The 22,282-nt window shown below is 60.0% G+C and carries 18 protein-coding genes; 9 read left to right on the top strand and 9 right to left on the bottom strand.

Annotated elements, in window-relative coordinates:
- Positions 1-374: 374 nt before the first annotated feature.
- From ACYJRZ_RS14125 to ACYJRZ_RS14085, 9 genes are all read right to left on the bottom strand, one after another.
- Positions 375-692, bottom strand: coding sequence for a type II toxin-antitoxin system RelE/ParE family toxin (locus ACYJRZ_RS14125; protein WP_459459693.1), 318 nt, complete (start codon positions 690-692; stop codon positions 375-377).
- A gap of 3 nt (positions 693-695) precedes the next feature.
- Entirely contained in the window at positions 696-962 is a 267-nt protein-coding gene (locus ACYJRZ_RS14120) for a type II toxin-antitoxin system ParD family antitoxin (RefSeq protein ID WP_113409294.1), read from the bottom strand.
- 546 nt (positions 963-1,508) lie between these two features.
- A complete protein-coding gene (locus tag ACYJRZ_RS14115) occupies positions 1,509-1,982 on the bottom strand; it encodes a MarR family winged helix-turn-helix transcriptional regulator (protein WP_459459691.1) in 474 nt (157 codons plus the stop codon).
- A gap of 160 nt (positions 1,983-2,142) precedes the next feature.
- Positions 2,143-3,456: an MFS transporter gene (locus ACYJRZ_RS14110; RefSeq protein ID WP_459459689.1), complete on the bottom strand. Its 1,314-nt coding sequence runs from the start codon at positions 3,454-3,456 to the stop codon at positions 2,143-2,145.
- A 152-nt stretch (positions 3,457-3,608) separates the two neighbouring features.
- Positions 3,609-4,640 (bottom strand): M29 family metallopeptidase, encoded by a 1,032-nt coding sequence (locus ACYJRZ_RS14105; protein WP_459459687.1) that lies wholly within the window; start codon positions 4,638-4,640, stop codon positions 3,609-3,611.
- 42 nt (positions 4,641-4,682) lie between these two features.
- Positions 4,683-5,324 (bottom strand): N-carbamoylsarcosine amidohydrolase, encoded by a 642-nt coding sequence (locus ACYJRZ_RS14100; protein WP_459459685.1) that lies wholly within the window; start codon positions 5,322-5,324, stop codon positions 4,683-4,685.
- 11 nt (positions 5,325-5,335) lie between these two features.
- The gene (locus ACYJRZ_RS14095) at positions 5,336-6,088 is read right to left on the bottom strand and encodes a maleate cis-trans isomerase family protein (protein WP_459459683.1); all 753 of its coding nucleotides are present in this window, start codon (positions 6,086-6,088) and stop codon (positions 5,336-5,338) included.
- Between the two features lie 71 nt (positions 6,089-6,159).
- Positions 6,160-6,960, bottom strand: a complete 801-nt coding sequence (locus ACYJRZ_RS14090; protein WP_459459681.1) for an alpha/beta fold hydrolase — start codon at positions 6,958-6,960, stop codon at positions 6,160-6,162.
- The gene (locus ACYJRZ_RS14085; RefSeq protein WP_459459679.1) at positions 6,957-8,093 is read right to left on the bottom strand and encodes an FAD-dependent monooxygenase; all 1,137 of its coding nucleotides are present in this window, start codon (positions 8,091-8,093) and stop codon (positions 6,957-6,959) included. The genes ACYJRZ_RS14090 and ACYJRZ_RS14085 overlap by 4 nt, the downstream gene beginning before the upstream one ends.
- A gap of 355 nt (positions 8,094-8,448) precedes the next feature.
- On the opposite strand from ACYJRZ_RS14085, the gene ACYJRZ_RS14080 reads away from it, so the two are divergent.
- The 9 genes from ACYJRZ_RS14080 (at position 8,449) to ACYJRZ_RS14040 (ending at position 22,234) form a co-directional block, all read left to right on the top strand.
- Positions 8,449-8,973: a (2Fe-2S)-binding protein gene (locus tag ACYJRZ_RS14080; RefSeq protein ID WP_459459677.1), complete on the top strand. Its 525-nt coding sequence runs from the start codon at positions 8,449-8,451 to the stop codon at positions 8,971-8,973.
- A complete protein-coding gene (locus ACYJRZ_RS14075) occupies positions 8,970-12,518 on the top strand; it encodes a molybdopterin cofactor-binding domain-containing protein (RefSeq protein WP_459459676.1) in 3,549 nt (1,182 codons plus the stop codon). The genes ACYJRZ_RS14080 and ACYJRZ_RS14075 overlap by 4 nt, the downstream gene beginning before the upstream one ends.
- A gap of 37 nt (positions 12,519-12,555) precedes the next feature.
- The gene (locus tag ACYJRZ_RS14070) at positions 12,556-15,228 is read left to right on the top strand and encodes a carbohydrate-binding protein (protein WP_459460578.1); all 2,673 of its coding nucleotides are present in this window, start codon (positions 12,556-12,558) and stop codon (positions 15,226-15,228) included.
- The gene (locus tag ACYJRZ_RS14065; RefSeq protein WP_459459674.1) at positions 15,222-17,450 is read left to right on the top strand and encodes an MGH1-like glycoside hydrolase domain-containing protein; all 2,229 of its coding nucleotides are present in this window, start codon (positions 15,222-15,224) and stop codon (positions 17,448-17,450) included. The genes ACYJRZ_RS14070 and ACYJRZ_RS14065 overlap by 7 nt, the downstream gene beginning before the upstream one ends.
- Before the next feature lie 373 nt (positions 17,451-17,823).
- Positions 17,824-18,900: an ABC transporter substrate-binding protein gene (locus ACYJRZ_RS14060; protein WP_459459672.1), complete on the top strand. Its 1,077-nt coding sequence runs from the start codon at positions 17,824-17,826 to the stop codon at positions 18,898-18,900.
- Positions 18,890-19,804 carry an ABC transporter permease gene (locus ACYJRZ_RS14055; protein ID WP_459459670.1) on the top strand — a complete coding sequence of 305 codons (915 nt, stop codon included), beginning with the start codon at positions 18,890-18,892 and terminating at the stop codon, positions 19,802-19,804. The genes ACYJRZ_RS14060 and ACYJRZ_RS14055 overlap by 11 nt, the downstream gene beginning before the upstream one ends.
- Before the next feature lie 15 nt (positions 19,805-19,819).
- Positions 19,820-20,599: an ABC transporter permease gene (locus tag ACYJRZ_RS14050; RefSeq protein ID WP_459459668.1), complete on the top strand. Its 780-nt coding sequence runs from the start codon at positions 19,820-19,822 to the stop codon at positions 20,597-20,599.
- Positions 20,586-21,635, top strand: coding sequence for an ABC transporter ATP-binding protein (locus tag ACYJRZ_RS14045; RefSeq protein WP_459459666.1), 1,050 nt, complete (start codon positions 20,586-20,588; stop codon positions 21,633-21,635). Before ACYJRZ_RS14050 ends, ACYJRZ_RS14045 begins: the two co-directional genes overlap by 14 nt.
- 2 nt (positions 21,636-21,637) lie before the next feature.
- A complete protein-coding gene (locus ACYJRZ_RS14040; RefSeq protein WP_459459664.1) occupies positions 21,638-22,234 on the top strand; it encodes a cysteine hydrolase family protein in 597 nt (198 codons plus the stop codon).
- Positions 22,235-22,282 lie beyond the last annotated feature (48 nt).

The raw sequence follows: 22,282 nt of genomic DNA, 5'->3' as shown, positions 1-22,282 counted from the left end.
CCCGGCGTTTGAAACAACCCATAAACTCGGGCTTCTTTGAGAAGGTTAGGTTTTTGTCAGAGCGACCTAAAACCAATTCTTTCGACACTTTGGAAAGAGACACCGCGGAACCTACTGTCGTCACCGCTGTTTAGCGTCCTCAAATCGGAAGTCGAAGCGTGCGAGATATTTCGCCAGACGAACCTGCGTCATTGCTGCTTCTCCAATCGTGAGATCGTAAACAAGGCTCTGCCGGCAGAACTTGCCATTACGCGCTCACGACAGGTGCGGCTAAGTTTTTGCAGCTCTGCCTACTCGACCACCAGTACCAGAGTGAGAAACGTCCTTTGCCTCACCTCGCACTCTCCTTCCGCCCGAGTAGTGGGACAAATTGCCTATAGGCGTTCCTCGAGGATCTCGGTCGTGATGTCCCGTCCAGCATAGAAGATTCCCAACACCAGCACCTCGGTCTCCTCGACAACAAAGGCGATACTCACGCTCCGACGATAACCAATAATCCGAAGACCGGGGATGAGGTTGTCTCTCACGGTGCCGCGTTTGGGAAACGTCGCAAGCTCCTCGATAAATTGCCGGATGCCGTTGACATAGCTCCAAGCAAGCGTAGGTCCAGCCCTCTCAACGCCGGCGAGATCCCGGTACAGGTCACGCAGCTCAGCCTGCGCCTGCTTATGTAGGACAATTTTATATTTCATACTCTACTTGGCTTTCGCCAGTTGGGCCCGATGCTCAGCTTCCAACTGGTCAAAAGCCTCATCCAGAGTCACGCCGGTGGACGGGTCGCGCTTCAGATCTGCATAGCGGCTCGGGATTTCCCGAGTCAGCCAGCGTTCGCGGGCGTCTTCCTGATCTTCTAGTAATCTCAGGCCCGCGCGCACAACTTCACTTGCGTTATTATAGCGACCGGATTCAAGCTGCTTTTTGATAAAGCGCTCGTAGTGTTCATTGAGTGCGAAACTTGCCATGGCAATTCCCTCCTGTTCTAAATATGGGCCAGGAGTACGAAATTATCAACTATTGTTATCTATTGATATTTATCCCCAGCTTAGGCTCAGAAATGAAATCGATGCGGACCTATGGCGCATCGTTCAAACACATCAATGGGTTCTGAAAGGCGGCTCCAACTCGCTACCTGATGCGGTCCAACACGCAGAGGGCGTCATATGGCGTGACCCTTCTTTATGGCCGAAAAGCTTAACATTCGACGCTGAGGCCGTTGTTGAACAGAGCCAACCCGACCGCAAGTGCCCGAGGGCAATATCGATTGGCCCCTTCGCGCAATACAAATTCGCCATGCGCAGCGTTAGAAATCACGCTAGATTCTGAAACGCGATTTCTGTCGAACTGGCTGCGATGAAAGGGCTTCGCCTCTGCTGTGGCATGATCTGCGAAAGGTGATCGATGATTGCGCAACGCCGCCCCTTGAACCAGCTTGCCACCGGTTACAACGAGATCGCCGACATGAGCTGTTGGTTATCATCTCGTTGCTGGCGATACGACATGGCGGCATCTCATTCCTCGCTCGGTTCATCTTCCGTGATCTTTTTCAACAGGAACAGTAGCGCGACCCGTTCGGCAGGGTTAAGCCGTCCCATCGTCTTTTCGCTAATGATATGCGCGTTTGGATACATGGAGCGCAGGACTGCTTCTCCCTTCGCCAGCAGCGAGATGATAACCTTGCGGCCATCGGCTGCATCCTTGGAGAGATTGATGAGACCACGCGCCTTGAGACGCTCCACGATGCCGCGAATAGTTGCCTGATCAACCGAGGTTGCCTTCACCAGCTCAGCCTGCGAACTCGGGCCACGGTCGTGAAGCGTACAAAGGGTGACAAACTGCACGGAGGTCAGGTCAGGATCGCTGGCATTTTCCTGGAAAATCGCTAGATGCCGCTGATAGGCCTTGCGCAACAGATGTCCAACCTGCTCGGTCACCTGATAGCCCGCCCGCGGGTCCGCCTCTCCGATGTCGCTATCGTCTACCATGCTCGCGTCGTCCGCTCCTATTGACGCTTCTAATCCTCCAAAATCCAACAAATCGCAAGCGGGCCGAATCGCACCGTGACACGCAGGAGAGGCGGATGAGCGATCGCTTCCTGAGGAATCCCCGCGAACGGCATGGGGCCGACCACGGGGGCTGCTGTTTTTATTCCAGAGCCATGTTCCTGGATTCAGCATTGATGAAGGCTACGCTGACTGCCGCAAGCAACAGAAGACCGGAGATAACACCGAGCGCCAGTCCAAAATTCGAGGTCATGACCGGCGCGACAATAGACGGCGCCAGAAGCCCGCCGAAACGGGCGACGGACCCGGACAAGCCCATGCCACTGGCGCGAAGCGTCGTCGGATAGATTTCCGGCGTGAAGGCGTAGATCGCGCCCCAGGTGCCGAGCAGCGCAAAGCTGAGCAGCAGCGTTGCGGAGATGACGATCTCGACCGACTGGCCCAGCCCATACCCTAATGTGCCGATGGCGCTCAGGATCAGGAAACCGATCAGGGTCGGCTTGCGTCCCCATTTCTCGACGCCGTAAGCCGCCAGCGCGTAGCCCGGAAGCTGGGCGATCGCCAGCACGAGGAGAAACAACTGACCGCGCATGAAGCCGAAGCCTTCTCCTGCCAGCCGTACCGGCAGGTAGACAAATACGCCATAGTAGGAAACCGAGATCAGCATCCATGCCAGCATCAGGAAGATTGTCCGGCGCCGAAGCTCCGGTGACAGCAGCGCGGCAATCGACTTGCGCTGTGGCGCCTGCGGCGTCAGCGGTGCGATCTCGACGACGTTGCCGTTGGCGGCGGCGACACGCTGAAGAACCTTGCGCGCCTCTTCCGATTTTCCCTGTTGGTTGAGATAGAGTGGTGACTCCGGCACGTAAAAGCGCAGGACAACACCGACAAGCGCCGGCAAACCGGTCACGAAGAAGATCGTGCGCCAGGGCTCTCCGCCCTGCGAACCGGCGACCAGTGCGAGAAGCGCCAGTGCCACAGTTCCGACAGCCCAGAAGCCTTCGAGCAGCACGAGCCAGCGACCGCGTCGGTCCGACGGAAGAAACTCGGCCATCATGGCATAGTCAACCGGAAGCGTTCCACCCACACCGAGACCTGTCACGAAGCGCGCGACGAGCAGCCAGTTGAGATCAGGGGCAAAAGCCGACGCCACACCACAGATCGCATCGAGAATGATTGCGATGAACAACACCGGCCGACGGCCGATCCGGTCGGCAAGGCGACCAAAAGTGAACGCGCCGATGAGCATGCCGAGAAAGAAAAACGTACCGGTCTGGAGTGCCTGTGGAACGGTGATGCCGAAGCTTGCGGCGATTGAAGGCGCGGTGAAGCCGATTGCCAACACTTGCATGGCATCAGCGGCCCAGACAAGCCCGAAAATGATAAACAGACGCTTCTGGAAGCTGCCGACGCCGGCCGTCCTGATACCTTGTTCCACGGTGATTGGAGTCTGCATGTTACCCCTCGTTCCATTTTGTTTGGGATTACGGTCGAAGCGGTGATCTTCGCCACCTTGGCGCCAGTGAATTGACGCACGAACTCATCCGTTCCGGTCGCGCGACCGGAACGTTAGGATTGACTGAATATGCCGGAAACCCGGCGCCTCTATCAGCTGAACTTTGCCTGCATTTCCTTCACGGCGACATTGCCATTGAGCACCATCGGCTCATCATCCAGGAACAGCGAACAACCGCGCATCGGAATATCCAGATGGCAGGCAGTGTCGTTCGGGCCGCCGAGCTCGTTGTTCGGGCCGGTGGAGAACATGACGTTGCCGTAGAAAGAGCGAGCTTCCATGCCCATTCCGCCCGGGAACTCTCCCGGCACCATGCGATGCCACTTGGCGTTCTGGTTGAGGCCCCAGCCGACATGGCTCATGCCCATGCCGCGCGGATCGTTGAAGCCTTCCATGTAGGACTTGACCAGGTCTGCATCGAGCCCGCCTCTGATGTCGGTGATCCAGCCCTTTTCGATCGTGTAGGTGATCGGGTCGCGAACGTAGATGTTCTGCGGCAGCAGGATATCGCCCGGTGCAACGACGATTGTGCCATCGACGCCATCATCGTCACCGCCGGTGAAGACGAAGCCGGACGGCCAGTGGTCCCAGCGGCCCGGCTCGTCGGTGCATGCATATTCGGTGATGGCAGGATAGGTGTTGAGCTTATAGATGACGTCGGTACCGTGTGGCGAGGTGATCCGCATGACCTTTGCCTTGGAGAGCAGTTCACCAGCGAACTCGACGCGCTCACGCAGTTCCTTCGTCGGCAGCATGCGGGCGAGAACTTCCGGCGGTTCGACAGCAGTCAGAATGCGCGTTCCGGCTGCCTGGATCGCCATCTGCTCCGGGCTGAAGAGCAGGAAGATGCAGTCGATCAGCATGTCGGCGGCCTTGAGAGCTTCAACAGCTTCCGGCATGGAGGCGAGGCCCGTTTGGCCGACCGCCCATGCACCCGCCGGCGGCACGGGCGGCAAACGCATGTGATACATCTTGGCGCCGAGACGCAGGCCCGCCGCCATGAAGGCGTCAGCATAGTCCAGCCGCTCGTTACCCTGTGTCAGGACGATAAGCTTTTCGCCCTCGTGGACGCCCGACATCTTCAGCTGATGCAGGCAGATTTCCGTGAAGCTAAATTGATCCATGCTCGTTCCCCTTGTTGGTTGAAGGCTCAGCTGCTCTTGCGGTTACGGACTGTTGGGCTTGACTTTGGCGATTTCGGTAATCGCCTCCTCCCGTGAAACGACGTCGCCATACTTGCTATCGATGTCGAAAAGATTGGCATTGTGCGGATCCGGATGGCGATCGCCGACGCAATCACGCACGACAATGGCCCGAAACCCATGTTGCACGGCATCGACCGCGCTGGCGCGGATGCAGCCGCTCGTCGAGCATCCTGCCATGATGACGGTATCAATGCCCTGCGCATGCAGGTGGGAAGCAAGGCTGGTACCAAAAAAGGCGCTGGCATATTGTTTGACGATGACAAGCTCGCCCGCCTCCGGCTCCACGCCCTCGCAGAATTCGGCCAGCACATTGCCTTCGACCATGGCCTTCATGACTGGCGATTTCTTGACCCACATGCCGCCATCGGCGCAGTTTTCCGCAAGATAGAGAATGCGTGTGTGGATCACGGGGATGCCTGAAGCCCGGGCGGAGGCGATGAGCGCCGGTGTTTGTGCCACCGCCTCGACGACGCCGGGTGCATAGAGCGGCGCTCCTTCGATCGTGTACGCCTTGAGAAAATCGATGACGACGAGCGCTGGCCGCTGGCCGAAGCCGATGCGGTTGCCCCAGACACCCTGATAATTGGCTTCGGCGGTTTGCATTGTCGTCTCCCTTAGTAGGCGCCGGACAGAAGCGCGCCGGCGCCCGGCACAACGACTTCCAACCCGAGCGATTTCAGCATGCAATAGGTCGTGGCAACAGCGGCGGTCAGCACAGGCTTGCCGGTCATGGCTTCGACCTTCGCAATAACAGGCAGCGAAGGCATCTGGACGCAGGCCGAAAGGACAATCACATCGACATCGCTAAGATCTAGCGTCTGGACGATGGCCGGAAGATTTTCCGGGTCGTGTCGGGCGACATCGAGATTGTCGGGGATTTCCAGCGCGCGCCAGTCCATGACCTCGAAGCCCTCTTCGCGGATATAATCGACCACGAGCTCCGTGAGCGGCTTCATATAGGGCGCAACGACGGCAATCTTCCTTGCATTCATCACCTTTAGGCCCTCGATCAGAGCACCTGCGCTGGTAACGACTGGAATGTTCGCGCTGTTTTCCTGCGTGCGCCCCGTTAGGCGCTTTTCCGACTGGCGGTGATAACCGAGCCCCATCGCCATGATGGCGACAAGGCAGGCATAACCCAGCACATCGACGCGGGCATCCGAAAGCTCGACGGCGCAGCGGTCCGATTCCGCATCCATCGCCGCCAGCTCTTCCTTGACGACCTTCTTCATCCGCATGCGGCTTGAATGGAACGTGAAGCGCTCGGGCCGGATGGACTGGCGGGCGGTCAGCATGGCCGGAATTTCGGTTTCCATCGTGGTGTTGGAACTCGGAACGATCTGGCCGATACGGTAATATTTCTGCACGGATGAAATCCTTTGCTGCATGGAAGGCAAAAACAGGCAAGCGGCGAAGCAAAAACACTCCGCCACCACAATCAGCGGGACAGGAAGTCGCCGAGCGCCAGGAAGAAGCCGTCGAAGTCATCCCACGGGATCATGTGACCGGCGTCTGGCACGCGGACGATCTGCAGCGCGGGATTGAGACCCTTGATCTCTTCTTCGTCGGCTGCCTGGATCACGCCGCCGCGGCCCGCGACCATCAGCATCGCAGGAACGGTCAGGGTGGCGAAATCAGGCAAGATGTCGATGTCGTGGAAATCGTTGAACGCCTTGACGATCCCAGGCGCATAGCAGGTATGGAGCCATTCGGCGCGCAGCTGCAATTGCTCTTCGGTCCAGGTCGGGCAGAACGCCCTCATCGCCTCGGCATCCATTCCCTTCTCGGCCAGTGCGATCGAATCCGTATACCACGGCAGCTTACTCGGATACGGGCGACGTCCGGGACCGGAAACCGGCGGATCGATCAGCCCCAGACGGCTGAAGGAACCGGGCGCGCGGTTGGACGCCCGCATCGCGATGCGCGCACCCATGGAATGGCCAAGAATTGCGGGCTGTCTCAGTCCAAGCTCGCTGGCGAAGTCGATCACATCATCGGCCATCGCATCGAGGCCGTAGTCGAGGTCTGGGCCCGTCGACGAAAGACCACGGCCGCGGACGTCAAGAACGTAAACGTCATGGCGCAGCGACAGGCTTTCGGCAACGAAACCCCAGGTGATTGCCGGCGATGTTATGCCAGGAACCAGAATGACCACCGGCCCCTTGCCGCCATAGCGCAGATAGTGCTGGCGGATGCCGTTGGCGAAGACGTTCGCACCATGGAGGAACCGGCTGCTCATGCTGCATTCTCCGAGCGCAGCGGTTCGGCATAGACGTCATAGCCGTAGACCCATGATGGATCTTCCTGATCGAGCAGGAAGGTGTTCGCGTTGGAAACGCTCTGCACGCGGGTTGCGCGATCACGGCGATTGGCTTCGTAAAGGCCGAATGCGGTGGCGAAATCGTTGACCCCGGTCTCCTGGAGGCAGCGCGTCAACATGGCGGCATCTTCGATGGCCATGGCCGCACCCTGCGCCATGTGCGGCTTCATCGGATGGCAGGCATCGCCCAGCAGGACAAGTCGGCCGCTACTCCAAAGAGGCAGCGGGTTGCGATTGAACAGTGGCCACTTGGTGACCTCGTCCGTGCTTTCGATCAACGCCTGGATGATGGGATGATAACCCTCGAACTCGGAGGCCATTTCCTCGCGACTGCTGGGTACGAATGCGGTATCGAATTCCCAGGCCGGATGAGGTACGCCGGTGACGTAGTAATATTCATCGCGACGGGCCGTCGTGTAGTACACCATCATGTGGCGGTCCGGACCCCACCACTTGACGCAATCTTCGAAGGTCAGGTTGTATTTCCGCAGCTTGTCGGACGAAATTAGCGCACGATGGCCCACCCAGCCGCTGTAGTTTGGCTTCTCCGCACCCAGCAGCGTTTCGCGGACGCGTGAATTGATGCCGTCGGCGCCGATCACGATATCCGCCCTCACAGACGTGCCGTCTTCGAACTCAATGAGAACATCGGTGCCGTTGTCATCGATACGGGTCAGCTTCTTGCCGAAATGCAGCGTTCCCGGCTGCAGCGCATCACACTGGATACCCTGAAGATCACCGCGGTGCACGGTGCAGTAGGTCGCGCCGTAACCTTCGAGCGGAATACGGGACCGATAGTCGCCACTGATGCCATCACGGCTGAACCAGTGGCTGGGCGTGCTGCTGATGCTGACAACTTTTTCCGCAACGCCGATGCGCTCAAAGATCTTGATGACATTCGGCCCCATATGGATGCCGGCACCCAGCCGCGAAAAGCTCGGCGCCTGTTCATAGACATTCACGTCGAAGCCGGCATGCTGGAGCAGCGCCCCGGCCACGGCGCCGCCGAGGCCGGCGCCAATAATCGCGATTCTTTCCTTGCTGCTGGACATGGCCGACCCTTCTCGCGTCACCTAGACGCGTAAACTGGAATTGGAAGCATGACAAATTTTGTAGCGCATACGCTATAAATAGCAAGTACAGCATTTGCACTTTTGCAAAAATTCCTTCTGGCTTTTCCGAGAAATATGATTATCGTCGCTATTGCCGGCACATGCATGCGCATGGAGAAACGGTCATATAAAGTGCATACGCTTTATAAATGAGCAAGGAACAGCAAATGCATGACGTGATCTGCAATCGCGTCATTATGAATTGCAGGCATCAGCAAGAGGCCTTCAGCATAATGGCGTATTTGAGTATCGGCGGCCTCACTTTGGCCGGTGACCGCGCAGTGGAGCGAGGCTTTTGAAAGAGGCTGCCTCTTTCAGCTTGAATGTCAACGGCACTGTCAGCGACATCGAAGCCGGCGGCGCAACGCCACTCCTTTACATCCTCAGAAACGATCTCTGCCTCAACGGACCGAAGTACGGGTGCGGCCTCGGCGAATGCGGGGCCTGTGCGGTCCTTGTCGACGGCCGGCCCGTGCGCTCGTGCAGCGTGCCGCTGAAGGCAATCGGCGACCGCAAGGTCACGACGCTTGAAGGCCTGGGAAAGCCCGGCCATCTGCATATCGTCCAGCGCGCCTTCATCGAAGAGGCCGCAGCGCAGTGCGGCTACTGTCTGAACGGCATGATCATCGCCATCGTCGGCCTGCTGGCAGCCAAGGCGGAGCCTGACGAGAGCGATATTCGCGCGGCGCTCCGGCATCATCTCTGCCGCTGTGGCACGCATATGGAAATACTTGCCGCAGCACGCCGCGCCATCGCCTATACGAAGGCTGAAAAGTCCGCCGGCTCGGGAACGGAAGACAGGATCGAGGTTTCGCCATGAGCATCCACCGCGAAACGCCGAAGGCTACCTACCTCGCCACATCGGACATCCTACTGATCGTCTCCGATGCATCGCTGGGCGATGCAGCCGAGCTCTACATCGCCATCGATAGTGACGGTCGCGTCAAGGCATTCAACGGGCATGTCGATCTTGGAACCGGCATCCGTACATCGCTGGCGCAGATCGTCGCCGAGGAACTGCATGTTCCTTTCGAGCATGTGGAAATGGTGTTGGGCGCGACTTCCGCAGCCCCCAACCAGGGCGCCACCATCGCCAGCGAGACGATCCAGATCACCGCCGTGCCACTCCGGCAGGCGGCCGCCACGGCGCGTCACCACCTCATGGCAAAGGCCGCCGCCCTGAAGGGCACCGCGGTCGAGCACCTCGTCCTTGAAGACGGCGTCATCCGCGCCGGCAACGGAGCGAACTGGAGCTTCACCTTCGGCGAACTCGTCGCGGGAGAGCATGTGCGCCTGTCGATCGACGCCAGTGCGGAGCTGAAGCCCGCGTCTGCTTACCGCATCGTCGGCTCTTCGCGACCGCGCGTCGACATCCCGGCCAAGGCAACCGGTCAATGGACGTATGTGCATGACGTGCGCGTGCCGGGTATGTTGCATGGCAGGGTCATCCGGCCGCTCTATGCCGGCTTTGATCACGGCGAGAACGTCGGCAACAGCCTTATATCCATCGATGAAGGGTCGATCGCCCATATCGATGGTGTTGTCGGCGTCGTAGCCATCGGTGATTTCGTTGGCGTTGTCGCAACGCGCGAGGAAATCGCCATCGAAGCTGCAAAGGCGCTGAAGGTCTTGTGGCGAGAACCTCCGCAGCGGCCGGATCTGAATGCGCCGGAGATGGCGCTGCGTGCCAATCCCGCCACGCCGCGCAAGCTGATCGATCGCGGCAATGTCGAGATGGCGCTCGCCGGCAGTGCCGCGCCGATGAACCGCACCTATGTCTGGCCCTATCAGATGCACGGCTCGATCGGGCCGTCCTGCGCCGTGGCCGATTACAACGAGACCGGGCTGACCGTCTGGTCGGGCACGCAGAACCCCTTCCCCATGCGTCGCGACTTGGCACTCCTTCTCGACATGCCTGAGGACATGATTCTCGTGGAGCGCCTGGAAGCCGCCGGCTGCTATGGCCGCAACTGCGCCGATGATGTGACAGCCGATGCTGCGCTTCTGTCGCGCGCCGTGCGCGCGCCGGTGCGCGTGCAGCTCACGCGGGAGCAGGAGCATGCCTGGGAGCCCAAGGGCGCCGCCCAGATCATCGACGTGCGCGGCGGCCTCGATCTTGAGGGCGGTCCTTCGGCCTATGATTTCGAGACGCGCTATCCGTCCAATCTCGCACCGACATTATCGCTGATCCTGACCGGCAAGGTCCCGCCGGTGTCCGACGTGGTGCAGATGGGCGACCGCACGGCGATCCCGCCCTATGCCTATGGCAATCTCCGGGTCACCGTCCACGACATGCCGCCGATTGCCCGCGCCTCTTGGTTCCGCGGTGTTTCCGCGATGCCGAACACCTTCGCGCATGAATGCTATATTGACGAGCTGGCGGCCGCGGCCGGCGTCGATCCGATCGAATACCGGCTGCGATACCTTCACGATCCCCGCGCCGTGGACCTGGTGCACGCCCTGGCGGAGCGGGCGAACTGGGTGCCCCACACGAAATGGGGCACGCTTGGCGGCGAAGGCGACCTGCTTTACGGCCGCGGCTTCGCCTATGCCGTCTATATCCACGGGCCGTTTCCGGGTAAGGCTGCCGCTTGGGCCGCTTGGGTGGCCGATGTCGCCGTCAACACCAAGACCGGCGAGATCGCCGTAACGAAGGTGACCTGCGCACAGGATTCCGGGATGATGATCAATCCCGACGGCGTGCGGCATCAGATCCACGGCAACGTCATCCAGTCCACCAGCCGGGTACTGAAGGAGCGCGTCGAGTTTTCCTCCACCGCCGTCACCTCGAAGGAATGGGGCGGCTATCCGCTCATCACCTTCCCCGAATTGCCCGATATCGACGTTCTGATGGTTCCAAGGCAGGACGAGCCGCCGCTCGGCGTCGGTGAATCCGCTTCCGTCCCGAGCGCATCGGCCATCGCCAATGCGGTCTATGATGCAACCGGCATACGCTTCCGCGAACTGCCGCTGACGCCGGAAATGGTGCTGGCGGCGCTGAAGGGCGATACATCCACGCCGCCTCCGGCACCGCCCGCGAAAAGGAAGCGGTGGTGGAATATCGGCATCTCGGCTGCCGGCGTCGCGGCCGCAATTTCAGGGCTTGTTACGATGGCATCTCCATGGCGGCCGGCGATCGCCACGATCGAGCGGCCGGACGTGAATGTCTACAGCGCAGCGACGATCGAGCGCGGCCGCCTGGCCGCTGCGGCGGGCGCCTGCAATGTCTGCCATGTCGGCAATGACGGCACGCCCTTCGCCGGCGGCCGGCGCTTCGACACGGCATTCGGCACGATCTATGCCACCAATATCACGCCGGACGTGAAAAACGGCATCGGCGCCTGGTCCTACACCGCTTTCGAGCGAGCCATGCGTGAAGGGGTCAGCCGCGATGGCCACCACCTCTATCCGGCGCATCCCTATACATCGTTCGCTGGCGCTGAAGATGCGGACCTGCAGGCGCTCTACGCCTACATGATGACGCAAACGGCAGTAGCCGAAAAGGCGCCGGAGACAAAACTGAAGTTTCCCTACAGCATCCGCATGATGATGGCAGGGTGGAATGCGCTGTTCCTGAAGTCGGCGCCCATGACCTACGACCAGACGCGCAACGCCACCTGGAACAGGGGCGCCTATCTTGTCGAGACGCTCGGCCACTGTTCCGCCTGTCACACGGAACGTAATGCACTGGGTGCTGAAAAGACCGGACGCGCCCATCTCTCGGGCGGCTTTGCCGATGGCTGGGCGGCGCCCGCGCTCAACGCGATGGCCAAGGGCCCGGTTGGCTGGACCGAAGATGCCTTCTACGACTACCTGCGCACGGGCCATTCGCGCGACCACGGCAGCGCCGCCGGTCCGATGGCGCATGTGGTGGAGGCCATGCAGCCATTGCCGGACTCGGACATCCGCGCCATGGCAAATTATCTGGCCAGCCTGAATAAGGGCAGCACCCCTTCGAAGGCCGTGGCCCAGAGCCAGGCAGCGATTGCTGCCAGCGAGGCGGCAAAGGTTAGTGCGGGACTGGTTTCGCCCAAGGGCGAGCGCATCTTCAATGGCGCCTGCGCCAGCTGCCATGCCGGCAACACAGTCCTCTCATCGCTGGCGCTGAACAGCAATCTGCATGCAGATACGCCCGATAATCTCATCCAGGCGATCCTCGGGGGTGTCGAAGCCCCGGCTATCCTTGCGGAAACCACCGGCCGCGAAGCGCCGGAAGTCATGTCCATGCCGGCATTCCGCGATACGCTGAACGAGACGCAGCTGAAGGATCTCGCCAACTACCTGCGTGCCCGTTTCGCGCCGGACAAGCCGGCCTGGAGCGACGCATCGGCGGCATTGCAACGCGTTGCCGCCACCGCACATTGAGGAACACACATTGCCTGAAACAGCGGCCATTGCAGATATGGAAAGTCGGCCTCTCTTTGAGCGCCCGACTGCCGCATTTCGGCCTTCGGCCTACTGGTTCTGGCATAGCATTCCCGATGAGGCGACCTGCCGGACACAGCTTGCCGATTTCCAGGCGAAGGGCATCGGGACCATCCTTATCCAGGCGCGGCTCGCCCTGCCGCGCGAGCAGTACCTGTCACCGCACTATCTGTCAGCCTACAGCCTGGCCGCCGACATCGCGGCTCAACTCGGGCTCAGGCTTGGCATTTATGACGACTATAACTGGATCAGCGGCCATGCCGGTGGCAGGGCTGTCGAAGGGCGTGACGAACTGCGCGAGCGGCACCTGTTCTGGTCGTCTTCGGCAGATACGCAGGGCACGATAAGCAGGATCCATCCGGCATTCACACTGAAGATGGGCGCCGACATCATTGCTTGGCAATATGAAGGCGGGCGCATCGAATGGTGTGAATGGACTGTCGAGGCAGTAGTGCTGCATCCCTCCGGCCCAATTGAGGCGTATGATCAGATCGTCGACGTGGCATCGCAGGTCGGCATCACAGGTTCTGATCATGCATCCTGCAGCTATTCCTATGATGGCGCGGTCGCATTCGGCTGGACGCTGACGGTCTTCATAAGCGCGCGCTCGGCGACATCACGGATCATCAACTACCTGCTGTCGGAGGCAGCCCAGCGTTTCATCGACGTTGGCCTCGAACCCATCGTCACAGCGCTTGGCAAGCGCGTGCCCGATCCCGTTGGATCTGTATTCTACGATCAGCCGGCCCCCGGCTTCTATCGCTGGGACCAGATGGCGGGAAATCTCGGCAACAGCCTGCTGTTTGCGCCTGCGCTGAAAGACTGTGTCCTGTCCAAGACGGGCGTGCCGTTCGCCGTCGCTCTTCTCGCGGTGGTGCGCAACGTTGGTTCGGAAACCTTGCGACTGCGTGCGTTGTTTCATGCAGCCTATTCCACCCTGATGAACGAGGCATTCTTCGGCACGCTCAGGGGTTGGGCGGAAGGAAAAGGGATCGTCCTCACGGGGCATGAGATCCTTCCTCATGTCAGCTCATGGGCACCCAATGGCGGCTTCACAAGCATCGATCCGCGCGTCGCGCCGGCGGTGGACTTCTTCGGCATCGACGCCATCAGGCACGAAACGGCCGTGGACGCAAACAATCACACGCCACAGTTGGCTCCCAAGATGGGTGATTCCGTCGCTCGCTCGAACGGACGCAGCCGCTGCGTCGTCGAGACCTATTTCAGCGCCGAACGCACCGAAGTGCGCGCTGCCGGCCAATGGGAGGTGACGCTGGAGGCATCGCGCGCCCAGGCGATCCGACTTGCCTGCCTTGGCACACGGCAATTCCTCTGGCACGGCGTCTACCAGACCGATGGACTCGACAACGACCCGACGCCCTTCACCAATCCGCGCTTCGACTTCGCGCCCGGCATCAACTTCGAGCCGTGGTGGCCCTATCACGACCTCTTCGCCGAGGAGATCGCACGCGTTTCCGCCTTTATCGAACCCGCGAAGCCGCGAGCGCCGATTGCTATTCTCTATCCTCTCTACACTGCCTTTGCGGAAGGGCCTCGCCATGGCCATGCCACCCATATCGGCGCCTGGTGCGAGCAGCTGCTGGCACAGGGCTGCGATTTCATGTTCGTGAGCGAGGCGGATATCGCAAACGCGGCTATAGAAGATGGACGTCTGCTTACATCCGGTCTCGCGTTCGACGCGGTGGTGCTGCCTTCGGTGACGGTACTGCAAACGGCTGTTACGATTCAAAAGCTCGATGCTTTCACGAAGACCGGCGGTCGGATCTGGTCTTCGGGCGAAACCGTCTCCACGGTTTGCACGGGCGAGAGAACCTCCGGCTCGGTTGGCGTCACCTCGCATACCACAGCGATGCCCAATGCCGAAATGGTGTCTGCCCTCCTGTCGACCCTGACGCTCGATGGACCGCAGACTTCGGGCCAAAGGCCGTGGCAATGGATCGGTCATGATGTTAACGGCTGGTGGAGGATTGTCGTTTTCAACGATGGCGCAGATGATATCAGCTTTGACATCCTACTCGGAGATGGCTTCGATTATGCGATATGGGACGCGGAACACGGGTCTGTCGAAGCCTTCGCCGCCGTTCGCAAGCTGACCGTAGAGTTGGAACCGCACGAAGTTCGCTGCATCCGTCTCCGTCAGAACGAACAGGCGGCAGTCGCGGCAAGCATACTATCGAGCCGACCGGCGCTTGACCGAAGCCAGCTCATCACCTTGGCGGAAGGCTGGACATTCGCGCCCGGCAAAGATCAGGCTTTCGCGCCCATCTCCGTTGACAGTGGCTGGGAAGAGCAAGGCTTTCCGGCCTTCAGCGGTACGGGCATCTACCGGCTTTCCTTCACAACGGAAGCCGACGCCGATTGGATGCTGGAACTGCCAACCGCTCATACGGCGGTCACTGCTTATATCAATGGAACCGAAGTGGGACGCCGTGGCTGGCGGCCCTATCGCTTTGCCCTCGGCCGCCTTGCCGTCGGCAGCCATGAACTTGAGCTTCACGTCGCCAACACGGCGGCAAACCGCTATTACGACAACACACCCTATCTCGGCAGCGGCCCGGACAAGAGCGGGCTGACAGCCACGCCCCTGCTCATACCGCTGCAAAACAGACCGGAACAAGTACCATGCTGAAACATTCTACCGTTCCCCTGATGCGCGCCTGGAACAGCTGGTCTGACAGACCGGCGGAAATGGTGTTCCTGCCGCTCGGCGTGCGCATCACAACCGTTCTCTATTCCACGCGCAGCCGCACGACATCGGCCATCGAGCCACGACGCGACACGGTGCGGCTTGGTCACCATGCCATCGACGGATCGCTGATCGAACTGGAAACGGAGCATAGCGGAACCACCATTGCCTTCAGAACCGAGAAATCCGATCCCTTCGCGGTTCGCGGAAGCTGGGAGGGCAAGGCGAGTGGTGAATGGGGACTACGCTTTTGGCTGACCCTGGCGATTTCGGCTGACAGCGGAGAGATGGTCACGCACGAGGCTGGTCGCAACGTCACGCTCGTCAAGATCGGCACGCGCTTCGTGGCCGTCGCCACGGCGGAGGCGCCGGTGCATGTGACTGGCCATGACACGATCGATGACCTGCGCGCCGATTTCGAGGCGAATGGATATTTCTACACTGCGAGCCGGAAAAACGAGGCGCCAGTGATCGCCCTCCGCTTCAATCTGGAAATGATGCGCCAGGGAGCCTATGCCGCCGCGGTGGCAGACAGCGCCGAACTTGCGATTCTCAAGGCACAGACCTGCCTTGCGGCCGACAACCCGAGCACCGCTCCCACCGCCCATAATGGTACCTACGAAGGATCCCTGGACGCGATCCGCGACGTCGTCGCCTGGAACACGATCTGGGATCAGACCAACTCCCGGCCCTATACGGCTGTGACGCGCATCTGGAATCTTGGCAAATTCGCCGTCTGGTACAATGACCAGCTGTTTGCCGCTCTGCTGGCCGGTGTCTTCGACGCTGATCTCGCCCGCGAGAATATGGCAACGGCGATGGCAAGCGCCACCCCCCAGGGCAATATCGCCTGCATCGTCACCTCGAATGATGCCTGGGTGGACCGCAGCCAGCATCCAAACGGCGCGCTCGTTGCCTGGCAGCTTTATCAGCGCACCGGCGAGCGTTCGCTTCTGGCGGCAAGCTATGATGCGCTGGCCCGCAATCAGCGTTGGTGGCGCGAAAACCGCGATCCCGACGCTTTCGGCCTGCTGTCCTGCGGCACATCGGATGTCGGCGAAGGCCTCTACAAGGGCACACACTTTGCCGCGCGCAACGAAACAGGCATGGATAATTCAGCCACTCATGACGAAGCCGTCTACGATCCCATCACGCGCACCCTGTCGACATTCGATCTCGGGCTGAATTGTGCGGCGGCGCTTGATGCCGAGATGCTGTCGAAGATGGCCGAGGTTCTCGGCAAGGATGATGATGCCCGCGAATTCGCGGCCATCGCCGAACGCTGCCGCAAGTTAATCTCGGAAAACCTGTGGGACGAAAGCCGCAACATCTTTGCCAACCGGCAGCGCCAGGGCGGCTTTGTGCGGTCGCTTTCGCCGACCAGCTTCTATCCACTGCTATGTGGCGCAGCCACGCCCGAGCAGGCTGAGAAATTACTCCATCACCTCAGCGACGAAACCACCTTCGGCGGGGACTACGTCCTGCCGAACGCGACGCGTGACGATCCCGCTTTTGCCGACAATGTCTACTGGCGTGGCCGCATATGGCCAAACGTCAACTACATGGTCTGGCTCGGCCTGCGCCGCTATGGCTTTGCAGCGGAGGCAAGCAAGCTCGCGCGGCAGAGCTACGAGCTCTTCATGAAGTCCTGGAGCAAAGACCGGATCGCGGCGGAGAACTATAACGCCACGACGGGCGAAGCGATGGACCAGGGCGATACGGATCCCTTCTACATCTGGGCCGCCATGCTGCCGCTGATGGCTGTCGGTGAGATCATCGACTTCGACCCGTGGAGCGGCTGGACCCTTCGCAATGCCGGCACTGACCTTTCCGTCGGGCCGATGCTTTCACCTTCAGGAATGCTTTCGGTCTCGATCGCCGATGGCCTGCTGGAAATGAGCCTGGACGGCCGCACTGCGCTGAAGACGAACCTGCAAGCATCATTCAAGCAGATCGCCTTCACCGATGCGCGTTTCTCCTGCACCATCGCTCCAACGGGCAGCGACGGGTTTATTGCCCTTCCGAATGTCGAGCCAGACCGCATCATGGCAGTACGTCTCGATGGCCAGGATGCTCGGTTTGAGGCGAGTACCGATGGCGCGCGTCTCGAAATCGCAAGAGCCGCGCACGGCCGGAAATTGGATGTCTATTTTTTGACAGTGTGAATGGTATTGGCGCCTCATGGAACTTGACAGGCGTCGATCAGCCATATTACTTTGCATACAAATAAAAAGAATGCCGGAAGAGCATGAGGGTTGAACGGATTTGTCTATCGGGAGCGACACACTCGCGATAGCAACTTCATAACGACAATGCCTGATAGAATAGCTAGGATTTAACACTGCGCCGAAAGGCGCTGGGAGAACCTGTGCGTTCCAATTGGGTGTGACCAGTCGTCAGCCTCACGTCAATTTAGTTTGCATACAAATCATATGGCGCGCTTTTTAATAGGCGGACTGCCGATTATTTGCGTGAAGCCTGAGGTCGCCAGTTCCGCCGCGGCCGTTGACAAGAGTGGATTTTCAAGAGGGGTTCCAAATGACTGAAATCACAAGACGCAACACGCTGAAGCTGATGTCCGGAGCGGTCATTGCCGGCGCTGCCTTCTCGGCCATGCCGCGCATAGCCTTTTCCGCCGGCAAGATCACGGTTCTAAACTGGCAGGGTTACGGCACTGACGAAGCCTGGTCGATCAAGGCCTTTGCCGAGAAGACCGGTATCCAGGTCGTCCACGACTACTACAGCTCCGAGTCGGAAATGCTGACCAAGCTGCGCACCAACCCGGGCGCCTATGATCTCGTCGTTCTCAACGCCGCGCGCTGCGCGCAGGCAACCGCAGAAGACCTCCTGCAGCCGATTGATTTCAGCAAGGTTCCGAACGCTGCCACGATCGACGCAAATCTGCGCTCCAACGCCAACTTCCTGAAGGAAGGCAAGGGCTATGCGGTGCCATGGGTCTGGGGCATGACTTCGCTCGCTATCCGCGACGGCATGCCTGTTCCAGACAGCTACAAGGTTCTGGCGGATCCCGCCTACAAGGGCCGCGTTGCCATGGACGACGATGCGATTATCTGCGTTGCCGCCGGTGCCCTGATGACCGGTCAGGACATGAATAACCCGAAGGATCTCGGTGCCATCCGCGACGCGTTGAAGTCCATCAAGCCGAACGTCAAGCTACTGTGGTCGACGGAAGACCAATGGAACAAGTCCTTTGCAGCCAAGGAATTCGACCTTTCGCTCTTCTGGTCGGGCGGCTCGGTCCGTTCAAAGCGCAATGCGAAGCTACCTGTCGATTTCGTGGTTCCCAAGGAAGGCGGCATCGGCTGGGTCGATGGTCTCGGCATTCCGGCGTCGGCTCCCAACGCCGAGGGCGCACTGGCCTTCGCAAACTGGCTGATCGACCCAACCTTCTATGTCGAATGGGCCACCAAGGTCGGTGCACCGGCATCGTCCAACTCCGCGGCACTTGCAACGCTTCCGGCTGACGACCTGAGCCGCCAGGTTCACAAGCCGGAATACCTGAAGACCATGGGCATCATGTCGGCTCTGCCGGACGACCGTCGTGAAGCCTTCAACAACCTGTGGCAGGAAGTGAAAGCCTTCTATGCAGAATGACAATCTGACATCGGCGTCAGAGCGCGGACCTTCGGGTCCGCGCGTGCGGCGTCCCCTGCCGTCCTGGGTGTCGACGACGGCACTGCTGATGCCAACCTACGGCTGGCTGACGCTTGCCGTCTTTCTCCCGCTGCTGACCATGTTGGTCTTCAGCTTCATGGCGGCAACCCCAATGGGCAAGGCGCCGATCGTCTTTACCCTGAAGCAGTATCGTGCCTTCATCGACCAACCTTATCTGCTTGGCATTGCCGTGACGTCGCTGCTAATCGGCTTCTGGACGACTTTTGCCTGCGCCGTGCTCGGCTTCCTGGCAGCCGTTGCGCTTGCTCGTTCCACCTTCGGCAAGACGCGTGAGATGCTGCTCATCCTCATCCTGCTGCCATTCTGGACGAACGGCCTTGTCCGCATCTTCTCATGGACAATGGTGCTGCGCGAAAACGGTTTCCTCGACACCATCTTCCACATGGTCTTACCGGATGCCGGATCGATCGGCTTCCTCTATACGCGCTATGCAGTCGTTGTCGGCCTGGTACATGGTTATCTGCCTTACATGATCCTCACCTGTTATATCGCGCTGGTTACGATCGATGACGCGATCATCGAAGCGGCCGCCAGCCTTGGTGCGCGGTGGTGGACAATTCTCTTCAAGATTCTCGTGCCAATGGCTGCGCCCGGCCTCATCTCAGGTGCCGTATTGACCTTCATCCCGGTCATCGGGTCCTTCATGGAACCACGAATTCTGGGCGGTCGCGTCGGCGTCACCATGGGCACCGTCATCGAGGACCAGTTCACGCAAGCCTTCAACTGGCCGCTCGGCGCCTCGCTGTCCTTCACGCTGCTTGCCGTCGTGCTTGCAATCTTCGGCACGTTCTCCGGCGTCCTGCGCCGCGGCACGGCAGCTTAAAAGAGGGAACACCGAATGACATCGCTTGGTCGTTTCTATCTGATCGCCGTACTGGTCTTCCTCTACACGCCGATCCTCGTGATGATGGCGATGGGCTTCAACGCTTCGCCGCTCTACGAATTGCCTTTCAGCTTCTCGACCCGCTGGTACGAGGCGCTCTGGAACAACAGCATTCTTCTCACCGCGGGCATGAACAGCATCATCATCGCCGTCATTACGGCTGTTATCGCAACCACACTTGGCACCATGGCATCCGTTGCCCTGTCGCGCGGTACGTTCCGCGGCAAGAGCTTCCTGCAGATCATGCTGCTTCCGCCGATTGCCATTCCGTGGCTGATCACCGGCACGGCGATGCTGATCTTCTTCTACTGGACCGGTATCGGCCGCGGCATGCACGCGATCATCATCGGTCACGTTGCTCTCGCCATCCCCTATGTGGTCCTGGTGGTGGGAACCGGCTTCCGGACAATCCGGGCCGATCTCGAAGAGGCAGCCATGAGCCTGGGATCCACCCCTGTCCATGCGTTCTTCTCCGTCACCCTGCCGCTGCTTTACCCCAGCATCCTGGGCGCCGCCCTGTTTGCCTTCGCGGTCTCGCTCGACCAGTTCGTGATTTCCTATTTCCTCGCAACGCCCGGCTTCACCACGCTGCCGGTTCAGATCTACTCCTCGATCCGCAAGGGCTTCACCCCTGAAATCAACGCCATATCGACCGTACTTCTGCTCGGCTCGATGACCGTGATCCTGATTTTCGCGCGCTTCGCCAAGCCCGGAGACACCCGTGACAAACGTTAACGTCAATTCCGTCGCCAAGACCTACGGCACCACGCCGGTTCTGGCCGATATCACCACCGAATTCCCAGAGGGCTCGTTCACCAGCCTTCTGGGGCCTTCAGGCTCCGGCAAGACGACGCTCCTGCGCATCATCGCAGGCTTCATCAAGCCCGATCTGGGTGTTGTGACCATCGGCAGCAGGGATGTCACCAACATACCCGTATGGGGCCGCAACATCGGCATGATGTTCCAGTCCTATGCGCTGTTCCCGCACATGACGATTGCTCAGAACGTCGCCTTCGGCCTCGAGCGACGCGGGATCAAGGGTGCCGCCGCGCGCAAAGAAGTCGATCGTGCTCTCGAAATGGTTCGCCTGCCGGGCTTTGGCAACCGGATGCCAAAGCAGCTTTCGGGCGGCCAGCAGCAGCGTGTAGCGCTGGCGCGCGCCATTGTCATCAAGCCGAGCGTGCTGCTGCTTGACGAGCCGCTGTCCGCGCTCGACCGTAGGCTGCGGCAGGAGATGCAGGTCGAACTGCTGCGGATCCAGCGCGAGAGTGGTCTGACGACGATCTTCGTTACCCACGATCAGGAAGAAGCTCTGACGCTGTCCGACAAGGTGGCCATTCTCGACAAGGGCCGTATCGTGCAGATGGGCGCCCCCGAGACTGTCTACGAGAAGCCGCTGACGCGTTTCGCCGCAGAATTTCTGGGCGATTCCAACTTCCTTGTCGGCACCGTCGAGAACGGTGCGGTGCGGCTTTCCGACGGCACGACGGTGCGCAGCGCAAGCCCTCTGCCTGCCAACAGCACGAAAGTGACGCTCGCGGTGCGCCCGGAGAAGATGTCGATCTCGGCGGGAAATGCCGAAGGCAACAGCCTCGCGGCGCGGATCACCACGGTCATCTACGCCGGACCGGTGCTCTCCTATCTTCTGGAGACCAAAGACGGTCTGCCACTGAAGCTCTTCGTTCAGAACCGAGACGGCACCGTCCTCAAGGAAGGTGACAGCGTGACGCTGAACTGGTCGCCGGAACACACCGTCTGCGTTATGGATTGACGATGACGAGGGTGCCGTTGTCCCATAACACATTGCATGTCGTCATCGACATGCAACGGCTCTTCGCCGAGGAAACACCCTGGTTTACGCCAGCCCTCGCAGGCATCGTGCCGAATGTGCAGCGGCTTGCCGAGGCCCGGCCTGAAAGGACGGTCTTTGCCCGCTTCATCGTCGCGCAACGTCCCGAGGAGGCGAAAGGCCGATGGCAAGCCTATTATCGGCGCTGGAAAACGGTAACTCTGGACGAACTCGATCCGGTGATGCTGGATCTCGTTGCACCGCTGGCTGCGCTCGCGCAGCAGGGGTCAATCGTCGACAAGGAAACCTTTTCGATCTTCGGAGCACCCGGCTTTATCGATCGTCTTGATAGCGAAGGCGTCGATACGCTTGTGTTCGCCGGTGTCGAGACTGATGTCTGCGTGTATGCGAGTGTACTGGACGCGGTCGATCTCGGCTACAGGGTGATCCTCGCCAGCGACGCTCTGGCGAGCGGCGACATGATGGCACATGAGATGGTACTGACGCGTCTGGCACCGAGGTTTTCGGAGCAGATTGAAATTTTGACAACTGAAGCCATTCTGGGTTTGTGGACTGCATGACGTTGATTTGGATAGCCCGGTTCGGCGGCAGAAAGCCCGGCTGAGAGA

It is taken from the genome of Rhizobium sp. No.120 (assembly GCF_054558365.1).
Note: the sequence above shows the minus strand (reverse complement) of the source record. Positions and strands in the feature narration are given on the sequence as shown.